The 17,324-nt window shown below is 59.1% G+C and carries 16 protein-coding genes and 2 pseudogenes; 9 read left to right on the top strand and 9 right to left on the bottom strand.

Annotated elements, in window-relative coordinates; translation table 11 throughout:
- The first annotated feature begins 1 nt into the window (after position 1).
- The 3 genes from ACWKV9_RS17990 (at position 2) to ACWKV9_RS17980 (ending at position 4,030) form a co-directional block, all read left to right on the top strand.
- On the top strand, positions 2-1,315 hold the full coding sequence (locus ACWKV9_RS17990) for a urate hydroxylase PuuD (RefSeq protein ID WP_483837482.1): 1,314 nt from the start codon (positions 2-4) through the stop codon (positions 1,313-1,315).
- Positions 1,316-1,514: 199 nt separating this feature from the next.
- A complete protein-coding gene (locus ACWKV9_RS17985) occupies positions 1,515-2,870 on the top strand; it encodes a nucleobase:cation symporter-2 family protein (RefSeq protein ID WP_483837481.1) in 1,356 nt (451 codons plus the stop codon).
- 371 nt (positions 2,871-3,241) lie between these two features.
- On the top strand, positions 3,242-4,030 hold the full coding sequence (locus ACWKV9_RS17980) for an outer membrane protein OmpK (RefSeq protein ID WP_483837480.1): 789 nt from the start codon (positions 3,242-3,244) through the stop codon (positions 4,028-4,030).
- Between the two features lie 56 nt (positions 4,031-4,086).
- Here the strand turns inward: ACWKV9_RS17980 and ACWKV9_RS17975 are convergent, their stop codons facing one another.
- The 3 genes from ACWKV9_RS17975 to ACWKV9_RS17965 form a co-directional block, all read right to left on the bottom strand.
- Positions 4,087-4,410 (bottom strand): hypothetical protein, encoded by a 324-nt coding sequence (locus tag ACWKV9_RS17975; protein ID WP_483837479.1) that lies wholly within the window; start codon positions 4,408-4,410, stop codon positions 4,087-4,089.
- Positions 4,411-4,656: 246 nt separating this feature from the next.
- Positions 4,657-4,884: a hypothetical protein gene (locus ACWKV9_RS17970; protein WP_483837478.1), complete on the bottom strand. Its 228-nt coding sequence runs from the start codon at positions 4,882-4,884 to the stop codon at positions 4,657-4,659.
- A gap of 27 nt (positions 4,885-4,911) precedes the next feature.
- A complete protein-coding gene (locus ACWKV9_RS17965) occupies positions 4,912-5,853 on the bottom strand; it encodes a DUF808 domain-containing protein (RefSeq protein WP_483837477.1) in 942 nt (313 codons plus the stop codon).
- 137 nt (positions 5,854-5,990) lie between these two features.
- Here ACWKV9_RS17965 and ACWKV9_RS17960 point away from each other — a divergent pair, with 137 nt between their 5' ends.
- Entirely contained in the window at positions 5,991-6,599 is a 609-nt protein-coding gene (locus tag ACWKV9_RS17960) for a TetR/AcrR family transcriptional regulator (protein ID WP_483837476.1), read from the top strand.
- 30 nt (positions 6,600-6,629) lie between these two features.
- On the opposite strand, the gene ACWKV9_RS17955 is transcribed toward ACWKV9_RS17960, so the two are convergent.
- Positions 6,630-7,022, bottom strand: coding sequence for a response regulator (locus ACWKV9_RS17955; protein ID WP_483837475.1), 393 nt, complete (start codon positions 7,020-7,022; stop codon positions 6,630-6,632).
- A 606-nt stretch (positions 7,023-7,628) separates the two neighbouring features.
- Between ACWKV9_RS17955 and ACWKV9_RS17950 the strand changes: the two are divergent.
- The 5 genes and pseudogenes from ACWKV9_RS17950 to ACWKV9_RS17930 form a co-directional block, all read left to right on the top strand.
- Positions 7,629-8,405, top strand: a pseudogene (locus tag ACWKV9_RS17950) (cache domain-containing protein); the annotation flags it as partial.
- Between the two features lie 120 nt (positions 8,406-8,525).
- Entirely contained in the window at positions 8,526-9,260 is a 735-nt protein-coding gene (locus tag ACWKV9_RS17945; RefSeq protein ID WP_483837544.1) for a methyl-accepting chemotaxis protein, read from the top strand.
- Positions 9,261-9,416: 156 nt separating this feature from the next.
- Positions 9,417-10,314, top strand: a pseudogene (locus ACWKV9_RS17940) (urea transporter); the annotation flags it as partial.
- 26 nt (positions 10,315-10,340) lie between these two features.
- The gene (locus tag ACWKV9_RS17935; protein WP_483837474.1) at positions 10,341-11,207 is read left to right on the top strand and encodes an ion transporter; all 867 of its coding nucleotides are present in this window, start codon (positions 10,341-10,343) and stop codon (positions 11,205-11,207) included.
- Positions 11,208-11,310: 103 nt separating this feature from the next.
- On the top strand, positions 11,311-12,309 hold the full coding sequence (locus tag ACWKV9_RS17930) for a sulfate ABC transporter substrate-binding protein (protein ID WP_483837473.1): 999 nt from the start codon (positions 11,311-11,313) through the stop codon (positions 12,307-12,309).
- A 283-nt stretch (positions 12,310-12,592) separates the two neighbouring features.
- Here ACWKV9_RS17930 and ACWKV9_RS17925 read toward each other — a convergent pair whose 3' ends face one another.
- The 5 genes from ACWKV9_RS17925 to ACWKV9_RS17905 all read right to left on the bottom strand — a co-directional run bounded on the left by ACWKV9_RS17925 (position 12,593) and on the right by ACWKV9_RS17905 (position 17,320).
- Positions 12,593-13,000 carry a hypothetical protein gene (locus ACWKV9_RS17925; protein ID WP_483837472.1) on the bottom strand — a complete coding sequence of 136 codons (408 nt, stop codon included), beginning with the start codon at positions 12,998-13,000 and terminating at the stop codon, positions 12,593-12,595.
- Positions 13,001-13,024: 24 nt separating this feature from the next.
- Positions 13,025-14,230 (bottom strand): c-type cytochrome biogenesis protein CcmI, encoded by a 1,206-nt coding sequence (gene ccmI / locus ACWKV9_RS17920; RefSeq protein ID WP_483837471.1) that lies wholly within the window; start codon positions 14,228-14,230, stop codon positions 13,025-13,027.
- On the bottom strand, positions 14,227-14,673 hold the full coding sequence (locus ACWKV9_RS17915; RefSeq protein ID WP_483837470.1) for a cytochrome c-type biogenesis protein: 447 nt from the start codon (positions 14,671-14,673) through the stop codon (positions 14,227-14,229). Before ACWKV9_RS17915 ends, ccmI begins: the two co-directional genes overlap by 4 nt.
- A 140-nt stretch (positions 14,674-14,813) precedes the next feature.
- The gene (locus ACWKV9_RS17910) at positions 14,814-15,350 is read right to left on the bottom strand and encodes a DsbE family thiol:disulfide interchange protein (RefSeq protein ID WP_483837469.1); all 537 of its coding nucleotides are present in this window, start codon (positions 15,348-15,350) and stop codon (positions 14,814-14,816) included.
- Positions 15,347-17,320 carry a heme lyase CcmF/NrfE family subunit gene (locus ACWKV9_RS17905; protein ID WP_483837468.1) on the bottom strand — a complete coding sequence of 658 codons (1,974 nt, stop codon included), beginning with the start codon at positions 17,318-17,320 and terminating at the stop codon, positions 15,347-15,349. Before ACWKV9_RS17905 ends, ACWKV9_RS17910 begins: the two co-directional genes overlap by 4 nt.
- Positions 17,321-17,324 lie beyond the last annotated feature (4 nt).

Here is a 17,324-nt window from a genome sequence, read left to right as displayed (position 1 = left end):
TGTGGAAGCACATCTGATGGAATGGCTGAACCTGGCCGTGCGCTGGGTTCACATGATCGTCGGGATCGCCTGGATTGGCGCATCCTTTTACTTCGTCTGGCTGGAGAACAACCTCAATCGGGTCAACCCGCGCGATGGTTTGTCCGGTGATTTGTGGGCGATTCACGGCGGCGGCATCTACCACCTGGAAAAATACAAACTCGCCCCACCGACCATGCCGGACAACCTGCACTGGTTCAAATGGGAAGCCTACTGGACCTGGATGTCAGGGGTCGCGCTGCTGTGCGTGGTCTTTTATGCCAACCCTGTTTTGTATTTGCTGGCACCCGGCAGCACGTTGACCGGTCCGGAAGGCGTGGCCATCGGCATCGGCTCGCTGATCGCCAGCTGGTTCATCTACGACGTGCTGTGTGATTCGCCACTGGGCAAGCGCCCTGGCCTGTTGGGCTTGGTGTTGTTCGTGCTGATCATCGCGGCCTGCTTCGGCTTCAGCCAGGTGTTCAGCGGACGAGGCGCTTACCTGCACACCGGCGCGATCATCGGCACCATCATGGTCGGCAACGTGTTCCGCATCATCATGCCCGCCCAGCGCGCACTGGTAGCGGCGATTGCCGAGAACCGCACGCCGGACCCATCACTCCCTGCCAAAGGCTTGCTGCGTTCGCGTCACAACAACTACTTCACCCTGCCGGTGCTGTTCATCATGATCAGCAACCACTTTCCGAGCACCTACGGCAGCCGCTACAACTGGCTGATCCTGGCCGGGATTGCAGTGGTCGCGGTAGTGGTGCGTCATTATTTCAACACCCGTCACAACAGCCATAAATATGCCTGGGCATTGCCAGTCGGCGCATTGGGGATGATTTGTCTGGCCTACGTCACAGGCCCTGCGCAAATGCCGCGCGGCCCGGAAACCGCAGGTCCTGCGAAGATCGAATATCAGCCGTTGCCGGGTACTGCGATTGGCGGCCATCGCGCTGATGAGCCGAAACCTGAAGTGGCAGCGCCCGCACAACCGCCTGCTCAGCCTGCGGTTGCCCAAGCTGGCGGCGGCGCGGATTTCGACAAGGTCCATAGCGTGATTCAGGAACGCTGCGCGGTGTGTCATTCGGCCAAACCTACCAGCCCGCTGTTTAGCGCTGCACCGGCGGGAGTGATGTTCGACACCCCGCAACAGATCCAGCAACAGGCACCGCGCATCCAGGCCCAAGCCGTGGTGTCGCAGATCATGCCACTGGGCAACATCACCCAGATGACCCAGCAAGAGCGTGACCTGATCGGGCAGTGGATTGATAAGGGAGCGCAGACGAACTGATTGAAAGGCCGAATGAAAGACCTGTAGGAGCGCGCTTGCCCGCGATTGCGTTGTATCAGTTGATGAATCTGTTAATGATCCACCGCAATCGCGGGCAAGCGCGCTCCTACAAGGGTCCGCGGTTAAAATGAGTCACCCGTTCCACCGCCCTATCGCAACGGGCGTACTCAAAAAACAAAAACAAAATCCGAGGTGTTGCATGTCCGAGTCAACTCACGCGCGCATCCCTGCTGCGCCACCACGACAGCCCCTGCCCCTTGCGCAATTGATTCTGGTGGGCCTGCAACACGTCCTGTTGATGTACGGCGGCGCGGTCGCTGTGCCACTGATCATCGGTCAGGCCGCTGGTCTTTCCCGTGAAGAAATCGCTTTTCTGATCAACGCCGACCTGCTCGTCGCGGGCATTGCCACGGTGGTGCAATCGTTGGGCATCGGCCCGTTGGGCATTCGCATGCCGATCATGATGGGCGCCAGTTTCGCCGCCGTGGGCAGCATGGTGGCGATGGCCGGCATGGACGGGGTCGGTCTGCCGGGTATCTTCGGCGCGACCATCGCCGCCGGGTTCTTCGGCATGCTGGTCGCGCCGTTCATGTCGAAAATCGTGCGCTTCTTTCCGCCACTGGTGACTGGCACGGTCATTACCTCCATCGGACTGTCGCTGTTTCCGGTCGCCGTGAACTGGGCCGGAGGCGGCAGCAAGGCAACCAGTTTCGGTGACCCGCTGTACCTGGGCGTTGCAGCACTGGTGCTGCTGACCATCCTGCTGATCAATCGCTTCATGCGCGGTTTCTGGGTCAACATTTCGGTGCTGATCGGCATGGGTCTGGGCTACATCCTTTCCGGGCTGATCGGCATGGTTGACCTCAGCGGTCTGGCTCAAGCGGAGTGGATCAAGGTAGTCACGCCGCTGCACTTCGGCATGCCGCAGTTTCACCTGGCGCCGATCCTGTCGATGTGTCTGGTGGTGGTGATCATCTTCGTCGAGTCCACCGGGATGTTTCTCGCGCTGGGCAAGATCACTGATCGCGAGGTCACACCCGGCATGCTACGGCGCGGTTTGCTGTGCGATGCGGCGGCCTCGTTTCTCGCAGGTTTCCTCAATACCTTCACCCACTCCTCGTTCGCGCAGAACATCGGCCTGGTGCAGATGACCGGCGTGCGTTGCCGCTCGGTGACGATTGTGGCGGGCGGCTTTCTGATCGTGCTGAGCCTGCTGCCCAAAGCGGCGTACCTGGTGGCCTCGATACCGCCAGCGGTATTGGGCGGCGCGGCCATCGCAATGTTCGGCATGGTCGCCGCGACAGGGATCAAGATCCTGCAAGAAGCCGACATCGGCGACCGTCGCAACCAGTTGCTGGTGGCGGTGAGCATCGGCATGGGCTTGATCCCGGTGGTTCGACCGGAATTCTTCAGCCACTTGCCGCTGTGGATGGGCCCGATTACCCACAGCGGCATTGCCATGGCGACTTTAAGCGCGGTCCTGCTGAACCTGTTGTTCAACGTGCTCGGCGGCGCTGAACGCGCAGCGATAGCCGGGCCTGCACACAATCACTAGGCGACTACTCGGTCACCCTGCCCCGTTTTTGTCATGAGTGCTCTGTCGCAGAGCACTTGAGCACTTCGCTGCGCGCCGGTATCCTCCGCCGCCGCTCGAAACCGGGGCAGTTTGACCGACTGGAATATGTTGACTGACCAGACAACTAACCGATTCGCATAACGCTCGCCGCAATAGTTCGAAAAATCCGTTGAATCGTCCCTTCTTACAGTGGACGGCAGAGCTTTTTCGTCTTTTTTCAAGGTATTGGCGTAGCTCTTGCTATGCATATAAAGCTGACCGATTAGACAGAAATAACCGCAACAAACAAGGCGTCGGAACAGAACGCCAATCAAAGAAAAAACAACTCATATCACCCAAGGGAGCACCGCATGAACCGTACGTTTTCCAGCCTGATGGTCGCCGGCAGTGTGCTGGCAGCCGGCCCGACTATGGCTGCCGACTTACTGCAATGGCAAAGCAACAGCCTGACGTATCTCTACGGCAAGAACTTTGAAGTCAACCCGGAGACACAGCAGACCTTTACTTTCGAACATGCCGACGGCTGGAAGTACGGCGACAACTTCGTGTTCCTCGATTACATCAGTTACAACGGCAAAAAAGATGCAGGCGTCGGCAACGCCACTACCTACGGCGAGATATCCCCGCGCTTGTCGATGGGCAAGATTTTCGACCGAAAGTTTGAATTGGGTCCGATCAAGGACGTATTGCTGGCGACCACTTACGAGTTCGGAGAAGGTGACGTCGAGTCCTACTTGATCGGGCCTGGCTTCGATTTGAGCGTCCCCGGTTTCGACTACTTCCAGCTCAACTTCTACAAGCGTTATAACGATGGGCACCGCGCTGGCAATAACGCCTGGCAGATTACCCCGGTCTGGTCTTACACCATCCCTGTGGGCAAATCGGACATCTTGATCGATGGGTTCATGGACTGGGTGGTGGACAACAAGTCGTCGGCCAAACATGGCGATTACCACTCCAACCTGCACTTCAACCCGCAGATCAAATACGACCTGGGCAAGGCAATCAATCTGCCAGAGCGCCAACTGTATGTGGGTATTGAATATGATTACTGGAGCAACAAGTACGGGATCAACGACACGCGCTATTTCGACACCGACCAGAACACCGCAAGTTTGCTGGTGAAAGTGTTCTTCTGATCACTTCACGGCGCAGCACCTTTACCGGTGGCTGCGCTGCCCACCGACTCTGGTGTTCATCGGCGCTTGTCGAAGTAATAGCGTTGACGTCGGGTCCGCCGCAGCACTGTCAGCCCGAGCAGTGGCAAGGCAATCCCGGTGACCGACAGTGCCCAAACGATTGAGTTGACGCCATAGTAAAGAATCGCGGCGCCTACCAGACCTCCCGCCATAGCAGGAATACCCAACGCGCAAATGAGTTGAGCGTGTGAGCCGAGATAGCGCTTGAGCGAACCGCCCACACTGAACATGCAGACCAGCCAAAAATAGATCCACAGCGCGATGATCAACAGATACAGCGCCAGATGCAGCAGATCGCCGAACATTCCATATCCGTGCATTGGGTTTTCGCTCCTTGAATAGTACGGTGTGTCGGGCCGATTCCATCGGTCGGGCGCGACTCCTTAGCCTCGCGCTGCGCGTCAGATCTCCGGATCGATGCACCGCAGTCAGGATTGCGCAGATTTCGTGGGAGCGGACCTGTCCGCGAAGAGGCCAGTACACCGCATACATTTTCATTGCATGAGCTGACGTCTTCGCGGACAGGTCCGCTCCCACAGGTACTGAGTTTCCCTTAAGCGGGCAGGCTAATCCCCTTCCCACGGCAACAGCTTGCCAGCCCTGACCTTCGCATTGATCGAGCGCAGCAGATCCAGGGGATCACGGTCTTTCATGGCATGGCTTTGCTCGTCAACCCACGTCATTACCTGCTGCCGGTCCAGGGTGGGTCGGCGATGCAGGATTTCCACCAACTGGCGCTCGCAATGTTGAGCATAGGCAACCACGCTGGAAAACAAAGGGCTGTTACTCGTCATTGATGTCCAATCCTCGCCGTTACAGGGTTACGCTTTGATACCGCGCCAGATTTTGCCGATGACCGAGACGCCCAGCAATACCACAGCACCAGCAATAATGCCCGCTACCGCGTTGAGCAACGGCGGGATGATCACCGAAAATCCACCAATCGCTCCCGCTGTCGCCAGCGTCACCTGCTCGATCCAGTGATGCAGTGCTGGCACGCCATGGGTAAGAATCCCGCCGCCCACCAGAAACATCGCCGCAGTACCGATCACCGACAGGCTTTTCATCATGTACGGCGCAGCAATAAGCACGCCACGTCCGAAAGCCCGCTGTCCGCGACGTACCGCGCTTTCACCCTTGAGCTCGCTGAGATACAAACCACCATCGTCGAGCTTGACGATAACGCCCACCAGGCCGTAAACGCCGACGGTCATGACAATGGCGATGCCCGACAGCACGATCACTTGTTGCATCAACGGCGCGTCGGCCACCGTACCGAGGGTGATGGCGATGATTTCCGCCGAGAGAATGAAGTCAGTGCGCACCGCGCCCTTAATCTTGTCCTTCTCGAAAGCCACCAGGTCAGTCGCAGGATCGGCAACGGCCTCGGTCAACCTGGCATGACCGGCCTCATCTTCAGCCCGGCTATGCAGGTATTTGTGCGCGAGCTTTTCAAAGCCCTCGAAACACAGATAGGCGCCGCCGATCATCAATAGCGGCGTGACCGCCCAAGGGATGAAGGCACTGATCGCGAGCGCTGCAGGCACCAGAATCAATTTATTAAGAAACGAGCCTTTGGCAACCGCCCACACCACCGGCAGTTCCCGCTCGGCCCGCACCCCGGAGACTTGCTGGGCATTAAGCGCCAGGTCATCGCCCAATACGCCGGCGGTCTTCTTCGCTGCCATTTTGGTCATGAGCGCCACGTCGTCCAGCACGGTGGCGATATCGTCGATCAAGACTAGCAAACTGCTTCCTGCCATGGGGGTTTTCCTGAATTGAGTAGACGCGAGAATAACGCGTGGAGTGCTGCAGGTCTGCTCATGCACCAATCTTGAGCCCGCCGCGAGGCCGGTGCTACCATGCGCGACCGCCGTACAGGCAAGGAACAATCCGGTCTATGAGCAGCATTCGCGAGCGCAACAAAGAACTGATCCTGCGCGCGGCCAGTGAAGAGTTCGCTGATAAGGGTTTCGCCGCCAGCAAGACCAGCGACATCGCCGCCAAGGCCGGTGTGCCCAAGCCCAACGTCTATTACTACTTCAAATCCAAGGAAAACCTGTACCGCGAGGTATTGGAGAGCATCATCGAGCCCATTTTGCAGGCCTCGACGCCCTTCAACGCCGACGGCGTTCCTGCGCAGGTATTAAGCGGCTATATCCGATCGAAGATTCGTATTTCACGGGATCTGCCCTTTGCCTCGAAAGTCTTTGCCAGTGAAATCATGCACGGCGCGCCGCATTTGACGACCGATCAGGTTCAGCAGCTAAACGCTCAGGCAAGGCATAACATCGAGTGCATTCAGGGCTGGATCGACAGCGGTCTCATTGCGCCGCTTGACCCTCATCACCTGATGTTCACCATTTGGGCCGCTACCCAGACCTACGCCGACTTCGATTGGCAGATTTCCACCGTTACCGGCAAAGCCAGACTCGAAGACAGCGATTATGAAGCGGCGGCGGAAACGATCATTCGTCTGGTGCTCAAAGGATGCGAGCCCGACCAATAACCGCAAGTGCGCTGACTGCCATCCAGCGGCTTAAACGATCTTCTGCATCTGCAAGGCTTTGTCGACGCCATCAAGCAACTGGCCAAAACTCCAGGGTTTGCGGATGAACGTGACTTCGTGGACGACGCCCGAACTCTCGGGCGTCTCGTGGCCGGACATGATCAAGATCGGAATCTGCGGCCACTTGTTGCCGGAAAGATTTGCCAGATCGGCGCCATTGATGCTGCCCGGCATGAGGATATCGGTCAGCAACAACGACACCTCGGCTGCGTGCTCGTCGAGGTACTGCGCAGCAGCGTCGGCACTCTCCAACGCGTAGGTGGTAAAGCCCTCGTCACCGAGGATTTCACACACGAAATCGCGAATGATCGACTCGTCCTCGACCACCAGAATGAGTCCTTTGTTCTGCTCTAATGCTGCCATTGACGTCGCATCCACAATAAATTCTTCCCATTGCCTGCCCGGCCGGCCCTGTCCTGGACTCGGGTTGTGTCCGTACTGTGAGCAGCAGAAAGTCAGGAAATTCCATTTCCCGTCAACAATTGGTCGGAAGGCGTGCAACAGAGCGGTGGATGGTCCGTTTTTTCGGCTGTAGATGCGTCGAGCGGGAGTTTTGCGCAGGCAACAAAAAACCCGCCGAAGCGGGTTTTTCCAAGACCATCCCAACATCCTGTCGGCAGCCCTCCGGGCCATGGTCGATCATCCTTGATCCTGCAGTCATTCCGTCGCTGCAGTTGATGGATCCAAATCTACCGATTTGCTGGCGTGCGCCATAGAGCGAACCTCTCGTCTTCGTGTAAGCCTTTCGCCATACCTCAGCGTTTTCACCCTGAAATTTCATAAGCACGTAGGACAAATCCGCCATTGCCAGGAATTTCGCAAGAAAAGCCTCGCGCCGACCTCACGTTTATTCACCCAACGCCGAGAGCCTGTAGAGGACTGAGCGAATGGCGCAGGGGCTTGAGGCGGCTGACGCACCATCGGGCGCGCCCAAGGCACAACAACAAGAAAACAGACGGAGTGACGGTTATGAATATGCGCAACCTTTCGATCAGTCGGCGGCTATGGCTGATCCTTATCGTCGCTGTGCTGATGCTCTTTACCCTGGCAGCGGCCATGCTCAAACAGGTCCACGACGACCTGTACGACGCCAAAGCGCTGAAGACCATGCACGTGGTACAGACCGCCAGCGGCTTGCTCGATTACTACCATGGTCTGGAAACTGCCGGCACGCTGAACACTGAACAGGCGCAGAAGCAGGCGATGGATGCCCTGCGTGGCCTGCGTTACAACCAGACCGATTATTTCTGGATCAACGACCTGCGCCCGGTGATGATCATGCACCCGGCCAACCCCAAGCTGGTGGGCCAGGATTTGTCCGCCATCAAGGACCCGGACGGTTTTCAGGTGTTTAACGAAATGGTCACCCTAGCCAAAGCCAAGGGTGCCGGGATCGTCAATTATCGCTGGCCCAAACCGGGTGCCAGCGAGGCAGTCGCGAAAACCTCATACATCTCGCTGTTTGCGCCGTGGGGCTGGATCATCGGTTCAGGCGTTTACGTAGATGACGTTCAGGCCGAATTCCAGCAACAGGTGATCAAGGCGTCGTCCATCAGCCTGGGCATTGTCGTGATCATGGCATTGCTGGTGATCCTGATTGCCCGCAGCATCGTCCGCCCGCTCAATGCCACGGTCGAGGCCATGGCCAACATCGCCAGCGGCGAAAGCGACCTGACGCGCAGCCTGCAAACCGAAGGCAATGACGAGGTCACGCAATTGGCCCGGCACTTCAATGCCTTCACGGCCAAGCTGCGCCAGGTGATTACCGAGTTGCAGCTGTCGGCGGTCGGGCTTGGTCAGGCGTCGGCTGATCTGGGCAGCAATGCTGATCAGGCCCAGGCACGCAGTCAGCAGCAATCGCAACAGATGGAACTGGTGGCGACGGCAGTCAATGAGGTGACTTACGGCGTGCAGGACGTGGCCAAAAACGCCGAGCACGCGGCCAGCGAGATGCGCGACGCCGAGTCCCAGGCCCAGCAAGGCCAGGCCAACATCGACAGCAGCCTCAAGCAGATCGATCACCTGTCGGGCACCATCAATCAGGCCGTAGATGTGATTCGCACCTTGTCCAGCGAGAGCACGCAGATCGGCGGGGTGCTGGAAGTGATCAGTTCGATTGCCGAGCAAACCAACCTTCTGGCGTTGAACGCGGCCATTGAGGCAGCCCGCGCCGGTGATCAGGGACGAGGGTTCGCAGTGGTGGCGGACGAGGTGCGGTTACTGGCCCAGCGCACGCAGAAATCCACCGCCGAAATCCAGACGATGATCGAACGCTTGCAGACCCATTCCGACGCCGCCGTGAAGGTGATCGCCGACAGCAGCCGCGCCTCGCAACTGACCATCGAGCAGGCACATCTGGCAGGCAAGAGCCTGACATCCATCAGCCAGGCCCTGCGCAACCTCAACGGCCTGAATGCGTCGATTGCCAGCGCCACGTTGCAGCAGTCCCATGTGGTCGAGGACATCAATCAAAACGTCACCCAGGCAGCGCAACTGTCGCAAAGCACCGCGCTGGCGGCCGAGCAATCCACTGCGGCGAGTGTTCATCTGAAAGGGCTGAGTGAGCAGTTGAACGGGTTGCTGAGGCAGTTTCGGGTGTGAACCGGCATCTGTAGGAGCCAACTTGTTGGCGAGGATTGATGCGGTGTGGCAAGGACATCACTTCGCGAACAAGTTCGCTCCTACAGGCAAGGCTTGAATCCAGCTTTAGCTTTCGCCACTATGTATACAATAATTATAATTATTGAATACATATCCATGAAACCAGTTCCCTCATCCCACTGCCCTGACTGGGCAGAGTCGCTGCTCAACGGCTTCAGCCAGGTGCTGCTGCAACGCAGTCCGTTGTGTGGCGTGTTCTGCGTAATTGCGATCCTGATCACCGCACCTTCGCTGCTGGGCAGTGCGTTACTGGGCGCTGTCGCCGGGCTGCTCACCGCCCAACGACGGGGATACCCCAAAGCCGAACGGCAGGCCGGGCTCTACAGTTACAACGGTGTACTGCTGGGGCTGCTCATCAGCTACCGCTTGCCGTGGTCGCCGCTGTTGCCGTTGCTGGTCATGGCCTGCGGCGGTTTGAGCGCAATGCTGATGCACGCCTGGCTGAAACGAACCCCGCGCGCCACGTGCCTCAAGGCTTACACCGCGCCGTTCGTGCTGCTGAGCTGGCTCTTGCTGATGTTCGCCGATCCGCTTTCGACCACAGCAGTGCCCGCGCGCGTTGATCTGCTGCACGCGCTACCCCAAGGACTGGGGCAGGTGTTTCTGCTGGATCATCCGCTGGCGGGCGTATTGATTGGCGCAGGCTTGCTTTTCGCCAATCGCGCCGCTGCACTGTGGGCGACGCTGGGCTGCATCACCGGTATCGCGTTCGCCGTCTGGCAGCATGAAACCAGCGCTGCGTTGCTCGGGCTTGCCGGTTACAACCCGGCACTGGCCGCGCTGGCATTCAGTGACAAGCGCCATAAACCGTGGCTGCCAGCGATTGCCGTAACGCTCGCGATCCTCTTGCAACCGGGGTTTTCAGGGCTCGGACTGGCGACACTCACCGCGCCTTTCATCCTCGCCTGCTGGCTGGTGCAGGCGAGCAGCCGGCTATTGCGCCAATCGGCAATCGATCATCGGTTGCGCTCCTGAACCGAATGCTCCTAGGCTCACCCGATCTATCAATCGGAAATCCCCATGGACAGCAACACAAGCTGGCGCGAACGCTTACGCATCATCGTCTTTCAAAGCGACACCACCGCAGGCAGGCGCTTCGACAAAATTCTGCTGGTGACGATTTTCTGCAGCCTGTTCACGGTGGTCATCGACAGCATCGAATCGGTCCATCGTGACTTCGGCGTGTTCTTCAGTTACCTGGAGTTGTTCTTCACCGCCATCTTCGCGCTCGAATACATGGCGCGCTTGTATGCCTCGGAAAAGCCCCTGAAGTACGCGTTCAGCTTTTACGGGCTGATCGATCTACTGGCGATTCTGCCCGGCGTGCTGGCGATCTATTACGCCGATGCGCAGTACCTGTTGATCGTGCGGGTGGTGAGGATGCTGCGGATCTTCCGCGTGCTCAAGCTCAGCCCGTATCTCAAGCAAGCCAATTACCTACTCTCGGCCCTGCGCGGCAGTCGGCAGAAGATCACGGTGTTCCTGCTGACCGTTTCGACGCTGGTCACGGTGTTCGGCACGTTGATGTACGTCATCGAAGGCCCGGAGCATGGTTTTTCGAGCATTCCCAAAGGCATTTACTGGGCGATTGTCACGCTGACCACCGTCGGCTTTGGCGACATCGTGCCGAAGACGCCGCTGGGGCAAATCCTGTCCTCGCTGGTGATGATCATGGGTTATTCGATCATCGCCGTGCCGACCGGGATCTTCACGGCCGAATTGTCCAACGCCATGCGCGGCAAACAGCAGCAGCACGACTGCCCGGTGTGCGCCAAAGACAGTCACGAACCGGCTGCTGCGTTTTGCTCGCGATGCGGCAATGCGCTGTTCCCAAAGGTCGATGCCATCGCGGCTGGCGAACATGGCAAACCGGACATAAGCACATGAGTTTTTAGTCTTTAAACGCCTGATGGACTTTGGTTATAGTCGCGGGCAATTCGCCATCCCGTACCGATAACAACAACACGCTGACCACCACAAGGAATTTGCAGTGAACAAACTTTTCGCCGCCTCTCTGCTCGCCGCAGGACTGGCTTTTGGCAGCGCCGCTCAAGCCGCACCTACTTTGCTCAACGTCTCCTACGACGTGATGCGTGATTTCTACAAAGACTACAACGCCGCGTTCCAGAAGCACTGGGAGTCCGAGCATCGGGAAAAGGTCGCGGTGCAAATGTCCTTTGGCGGGTCGAGCAAACAGGCGCGTTCGGTTATCGACGGTCTCCCGGCTGATGTGATCACCATGAACATGGCCACCGACATCAATGCTCTCGCCGACAACGGCCAACTGGTGCCGAACGACTGGGTGACGCGCCTGCCGAATAACAGCGCGCCTTTTACCTCGGCCACGGTGTTCATCGTGCGCAAGGGCAATCCGAAAGCGCTGAAAGACTGGAATGACCTGGTAAAGGACGGCGTGGAAGTGATCGTGCCTAACCCGAAAACCTCGGGCAACGGTCGCTACACCTATCTGTCGGCGTGGGGTTACACGCTGAAGAACGGCGGCGACGAGGCAGCGGCCAAGAAGTTTGTCGGTCAATTGTTCGCCCACGTTCCAGTGCTGGACACCGGCGGTCGGGGCGCAACCACCACGTTCATGACCAACCAGATCGGCGACGTACTCATCACGTTTGAAAACGAAGCCGAAATGATTGCTCGCGAGTTTGGCCGCGATCAGTTCGAAGTCGTCTACCCAAGCGTCTCCGCCGAAGCCGAGCCACCGGTGACCGTTGTGGATAAAGTGGTCGACAAGAAAGGCTCCCGCGCCTTGGCCGAGGATTACCTGAAATACCTGTGGTCACCCGAAGGCCAGGAAATCGCCGCCGCCAACTACCTGCGCCCGCGTGACCCGGCCGTGCTGGCGAAATACACCGACCGTTTCCCGAAAGTCGACTTCCTCTCGGTCGAAAAAACCTTCGGCGACTGGCGCACCGTGCAGAAGACCCACTTCATCGACGGCGGCGTGTTCGACCAGATTTATCCGGGCAAGTAACCAGTTCCGATGACCAAAAAACGGCGACCTGAAGAGGTCGCCGTTTTTGTTTGTGCTGCGTAGCACTGACTTGTGGGAGCGGACCTGTCCGCGAAGGGGCCGGCGCATACCCTACATCTTTATCGCCTGGACAGGTGCCTTCGCGGACAAGTCCGCTCCCACAGGTTTTTGCGTGCGCAGCTAAATCTGTAGGAGCGCGCTTGCCCGCGATTACGGTGTGTCAGCGACAAATCATCGACTGACATAATGCGTTCGCGGGCAAGCGCGCTCCTACAGGACGCCGTTAATTACCGAATTGCTTGGTCAACCCCGGAGGCACGCCGCTGGAGTCTGTTTCCTGCCACGGGCCGCTGGGCGAGGTGGCCCAGGTCCAGCCGTTGTTCCAGCGGTAATAAGTGCGCTGGCGGTAGAAGGTGTTTGGCACGTTATCCAGCACGTGCACGCCCAGGCTGGCGTCCCAATGGCTATTGCCGCCGGGTGGTGGGGCGAAGTGTGAAGAGGTCTTCGGCGCAGGCTTGGGCGCAGATGGCTTCGGCGTGGTGCGCGGCGTGCCCGGTTGCGGGGTCGGCGAAGGGCCGCCGGGGATGGTCTGAATCGGCTCGGAACTCTGCGGGCCGGGGCGCTGAACGGCACAAGCGGCGCTCAACGCCACAACCAAACTTAACAAGGCAAAACGTGCGACGCGATACATAAGCGAAACTCTCAACTGTAAGGGCTACTTATCGGGGCTATCGATGGTCAAAGCCTGACGGGCAGTCACATTGCTGGGCAGCGGTTGACTGCGACCGATCCACTCACCGGCGGTGGGCTGGCCTGCGCGGGAGACCCGGGCCATCAGTTGGACTTCGGGGAAGTTGGACAGTTTCAGCTGCGGCATCATTGCGTCGGCGTCACTCAATTCCACGTCCACCGGCAGATCAGCCACAGTCACGCGCTTGACCGCCAACGGCGCAGGCGGCCCTGAAACGGCGCGGGCGAAGACGAACACCGTGTCGGTCGGCAGCACCTTGGCCTTGAGTGCGTCCGACAGCGCCACGTGCACTTTTAGAGTGGCGCTTTTGGCTGCGACCACTGGCGTTTCAGTGAGCTTGCCGCCGTTCTGCGTGACCTTGTCTGCAGCCCTGGCGATACCGCTTTCAAGGGCCGAACGCGAAGGATCATCCGCCGGTAGCACCGCCAGCAATCGCTTCCAGTAATCCACCGCCTCCTGATAACGCTGCCCCTCGAACGCAGCAATCCCCTTGAGTCCAAGGCTGGTCACTTCCTTCGGATCAAGCTTCAACGCCTCATCGGACAACGCCTGAATCTGCGGCGACCAATGCTTGTTCCCGGCAAAATACAGCGACTGCGCCCACTGTCCCAGCAGCTCGGGTTGACGTCCGGCAAGGTTTACCGCGCGCTCGAACATTGCAGCGGCATCGGCCGGTCGGTCCTGGGCCATGTAGGTCCGCGCGAGGAAATAAATCCCTTCCGCGGAATCGGGCTGCGCCTTCACAGCACGCTCAAGACGACTGGTCATTTCCACCAGCGACCCCGGTGGCTGGGAAAACTCCCGCGTCAGCTCAACCTTGTCGCTGGCGCCGAAATGCATATACAGCGCAAACCCCAATATCGGTACCAGCAACGCGGCGAGCAGCGGCAACGGTTTGCCCAAGCGCGAAACACGCTCGGCGCCCACGCCTTCGGTGTCCGAAAGCAATTCACGGGCAGCTTCAGCACGACCGGTGTCCATTTGCGCGCCGGATAACACGCCCTCCTCCTGCTGACCTTGCAGTTCAGCCACGCGTTCTTGATAAAGCGCGACGTTGAGGGCGGTGCGGTCTTCTTCGCTTTGCAGGCGACGACCACGCAGAACGGGAATCAGCAGAAAGCCCAAGGCGACCAGCAACAGCAGGCCAGCGGCTAGCCAGAAATCAATCATTCGTGGTTTTTATCCAACAGGTGGGCGAGGCGCTGACGCTCCTCGTCGGAAAGCTCATCGGTTTCGGTAGTGCGTTTGGCGCGACGACGTCTGACCATCACGCCGATCACCACCATACCGCCCAGCAGCAACCCGGCAGGCCCGAACCACAACAGCCAGGTGCGCGCGGTCAATTCGGGCTTGTAACGCACGAACTCGCCATAGCGGTTGACCATGAAATCGATGATCTGCTGATTGCTCTGGCCTTCACCGAGCATGCGGTAGATCTCTTTGCGCAGATCGGCAGCGATAGGCGCGTTGGAGTCAGCGATGTCCTGATTCTGGCATTTGGGGCAGCGAAGCTCTTTGGTGAGCTCGCTGTATCGCGCGCGCTCAGCCTCATCTTTGAAAGTGTAGGCATCGATGGCGGCGTGGGCTGCGCCCGCAAATACCAATGCAAACATGCCCGCAAGTACGACGCGATAAATCCGTGGGAGCGGACCTGTCCGCGAATGCCATCTACCGCCCCCCATAGATGTTTTGGGCTCACGGGCCTCTTCGCGGACAGGTCCGCTCCCACGATTCTTAAATGGCAGCACCCGCTTCATGGCTTGGCCTCATCAACCAGACCCTGATACTGACCGGCCAGCTTGTCGCGCCAGACGGTTTCGTCGATCACGCCGACGTGCTTGTAGCGAATGATGCCCTTGCTGTCGATCAGGAAGGTTTCCGGCGCGCCGTAGACCCCAAGGTTCAGCCCCAGGCTGCCGGCTTCATCGCGGATGTTCATCTGGTACGGATCGTGAAATTCACTCAGCCACTTCAAGGCATCGGCATTCACGTCTTTGTAGTTGATCCCGACAATCACCACGCCCTGTTGCGCTAGCTTGTTGAGCACCGGATGCTCCACGCGACAGGCAATACACCAAGTGCCCCAGACGTTGACCAGCGCCGGTTTGCCCAGCAGATCGGCGCGGGTAATGAGCTTGTCGCTCTGCACCGCTGGCAGCGAAAACTCTGGGAACGGCTTGTCGATCAGCGCCGACGGCAGCTCCGTCGGGTCCAGATACATCCCACGATACAGAAACGCCGCCATCCCCAGAAACAACGCCAGCGGAATCAACAACACCCAACGCTTCATACCGCTGCTCCCGACATGCCCAGCGCGTCACGCACCTTGCTGCGCACCTTGACCCGATAACGTTTATCCAGCGCTGCCAGCAAACCGCCCAGCGCGGTAATCAGTCCGCCGAACCAGATCCAGCGCACGAACGGTTTGACGTGCACCCGCACCGCCCAGGCGCCGTTGTCCAGCGGCTCACCCAGTGCGACGTACAAATCGCGAGTGAAACCGCCGTCGATACCGGCTTCGGTCATCATCGATTGCTGCACTGTGTACAAACGTTTTTCCGGGTGCAGTACGGTGACTTCCTTGCCGTCTTCCAGCACCCGGATTGTCCCGCGATCAGACGTGAAGTTCGGGCCCTGATAATGCTGGGCGCCCTCGAACACGAACATGTAACCGCCCAGTTCCATGGACTCGCCAGGGGCCAGACGCAGGTCGCGCTCCGAGCTGTTCTGGCTCGACAGCACCACGCCCAGCGCCAGCACTGCGATGCCGATGTGCGCCAATTGCATGCCCCAATAGCTGCGGGTCAGCGAGCGCGCGCCTTTGATCAGGCCCTTGTGTCGGGTCTTGTCCAGCAAGTCACGCACACCGGCCAGCAACACCCATGCGGCGAGCATAAACACCGCCAGCACCGCCCAGTGAAAATCGCTCATGGCAAAAGCGGCGATTGTGCCCAGCACAGCACTGCCAACCAGCACCGGCGCCAGCATGCCCAGCAGCCATTTGACCGGTGTGTCTTTCCAGCGCACCAGCACGCCCACGGCCATGACGGCCATCAACAGCCCCATCAGCGGCACGAACAACGCATTGAAATAAGGAGGACCCACCGACATCTTCGCCCCGCTCAGGGCATCGACCGCCAACGGATACAGCGTGCCGAGCAGAATCATCGACGCGGCCACCACCAACACCAGATTGTTGCCCAGTAGCAGCGTTTCTCGCGACCACAGGCCGAAGCCGACGTGGCTTTTGACCACCGGGGCGCGGATAGCGAACAGCGTCAGCGATCCGCCGACCACCATCAGCAGGAAGATCAGAATGAACACGCCGCGCGCCGGGTCCGAAGCGAACGCATGCACCGACGTCAGCACCCCCGAGCGCACAAGGAAGGTGCCCAGCAGGCTCAGGGAAAACGCTGCGATTGCCAGCAGCACGGTCCAGCTTTTGAACACGCCGCGCTTCTCGGTCACCGCCAGCGAATGAATCAGCGCGGTGCCCACCAGCCAAGGCATGAACGAGGCGTTTTCCACCGGGTCCCAGAACCACCAGCCGCCCCAACCAAGTTCGTAATACGCCCACCACGAACCCAAGGTGATGCCGATACCCAGGAACGCCCACGCGACAATGGTCCACGGCCGTGACCAGCGTGCCCACGCCGCGTCAAGCCGACCACCGAGCAGCGCGGCAATGGCGAAGGCAAAGGCCACGGAAAACCCGACGTAGCCCATGTACAGCATCGGCGGGTGGACGATCAGGCCGATATCCTGCAGCAATGGATTGAGGTCACGACCGTTCTGTGGAATCTGCGGCAGGATGCGGTTGAACGGGTTGGAGGTGAGGATCAGGAACAGCAGAAAACCGATGCTGATCATGCCCATTACGGCCAATACCCGGGCCAGCATCACTTGCGGCAACTGCCGGGAAAATATCGACACGGCAAAAGTCCAGCCACCGAGAATCAAGGCCCAGAGCAGCAACGAACCTTCGTGAGCGCCCCACACCGCGCTGAACTTGTAGTACCAAGGCAAAGCGCTGTTGGAGTTTTCGGCGATGTAGGCGACGGAAAAGTCATCGACCATGAACGAGTAGGTCAGGCAGCCAAACGAGAACAACAGGAACGCAAACTGCCCCCACGCCGCTGGTTGCGCCAGGCTCATCCATAAACGATCGCCGCGCCAGGCGCCGATCAAGGGCACGACGGCCTGCACGATGGCGAAGCACAGCGCCAGAATCATGGCCAGATGGCCGAGTTCAGGAATCATCGTT

This window comes from Pseudomonas corni, assembly GCF_057128765.1.
This window is presented reverse-complemented; position numbering and strand designations above follow the sequence as displayed.

Coding starts and splice junctions, on each gene's coding strand:
- ACWKV9_RS17905 (WP_483837468.1), bottom strand. CDS start 17,320: ATGATTCCTGAACTCGGCCATCTGGCCATGATTCTGGCGCTGTGCTTC.
- ACWKV9_RS17915 (WP_483837470.1), bottom strand. CDS start 14,673: ATGTTTGCATTGGTATTTGCGGGCGCAGCCCACGCCGCCATCGATGCC.
- ccmI (WP_483837471.1), bottom strand. CDS start 14,230: ATGATTGATTTCTGGCTAGCCGCTGGCCTGCTGTTGCTGGTCGCCTTG.
- ACWKV9_RS17935 (WP_483837474.1), top strand. CDS start 10,341: ATGGACAGCAACACAAGCTGGCGCGAACGCTTACGCATCATCGTCTTT.
- ACWKV9_RS17965 (WP_483837477.1), bottom strand. CDS start 5,853: ATGGCAGGAAGCAGTTTGCTAGTCTTGATCGACGATATCGCCACCGTG.
- ACWKV9_RS17960 (WP_483837476.1), top strand. CDS start 5,991: ATGAGCAGCATTCGCGAGCGCAACAAAGAACTGATCCTGCGCGCGGCC.
- ACWKV9_RS17970 (WP_483837478.1), bottom strand. CDS start 4,884: ATGACGAGTAACAGCCCTTTGTTTTCCAGCGTGGTTGCCTATGCTCAA.
- ACWKV9_RS17925 (WP_483837472.1), bottom strand. CDS start 13,000: ATGTATCGCGTCGCACGTTTTGCCTTGTTAAGTTTGGTTGTGGCGTTG.
- ACWKV9_RS17985 (WP_483837481.1), top strand. CDS start 1,515: ATGTCCGAGTCAACTCACGCGCGCATCCCTGCTGCGCCACCACGACAG.
- ACWKV9_RS17945 (WP_483837544.1), top strand. CDS start 8,526: ATGGAACTGGTGGCGACGGCAGTCAATGAGGTGACTTACGGCGTGCAG.
- ACWKV9_RS17975 (WP_483837479.1), bottom strand. CDS start 4,410: ATGCACGGATATGGAATGTTCGGCGATCTGCTGCATCTGGCGCTGTAT.
- ACWKV9_RS17910 (WP_483837469.1), bottom strand. CDS start 15,350: ATGAAGCGTTGGGTGTTGTTGATTCCGCTGGCGTTGTTTCTGGGGATG.
- ACWKV9_RS17955 (WP_483837475.1), bottom strand. CDS start 7,022: ATGGCAGCATTAGAGCAGAACAAAGGACTCATTCTGGTGGTCGAGGAC.
- ACWKV9_RS17980 (WP_483837480.1), top strand. CDS start 3,242: ATGAACCGTACGTTTTCCAGCCTGATGGTCGCCGGCAGTGTGCTGGCA.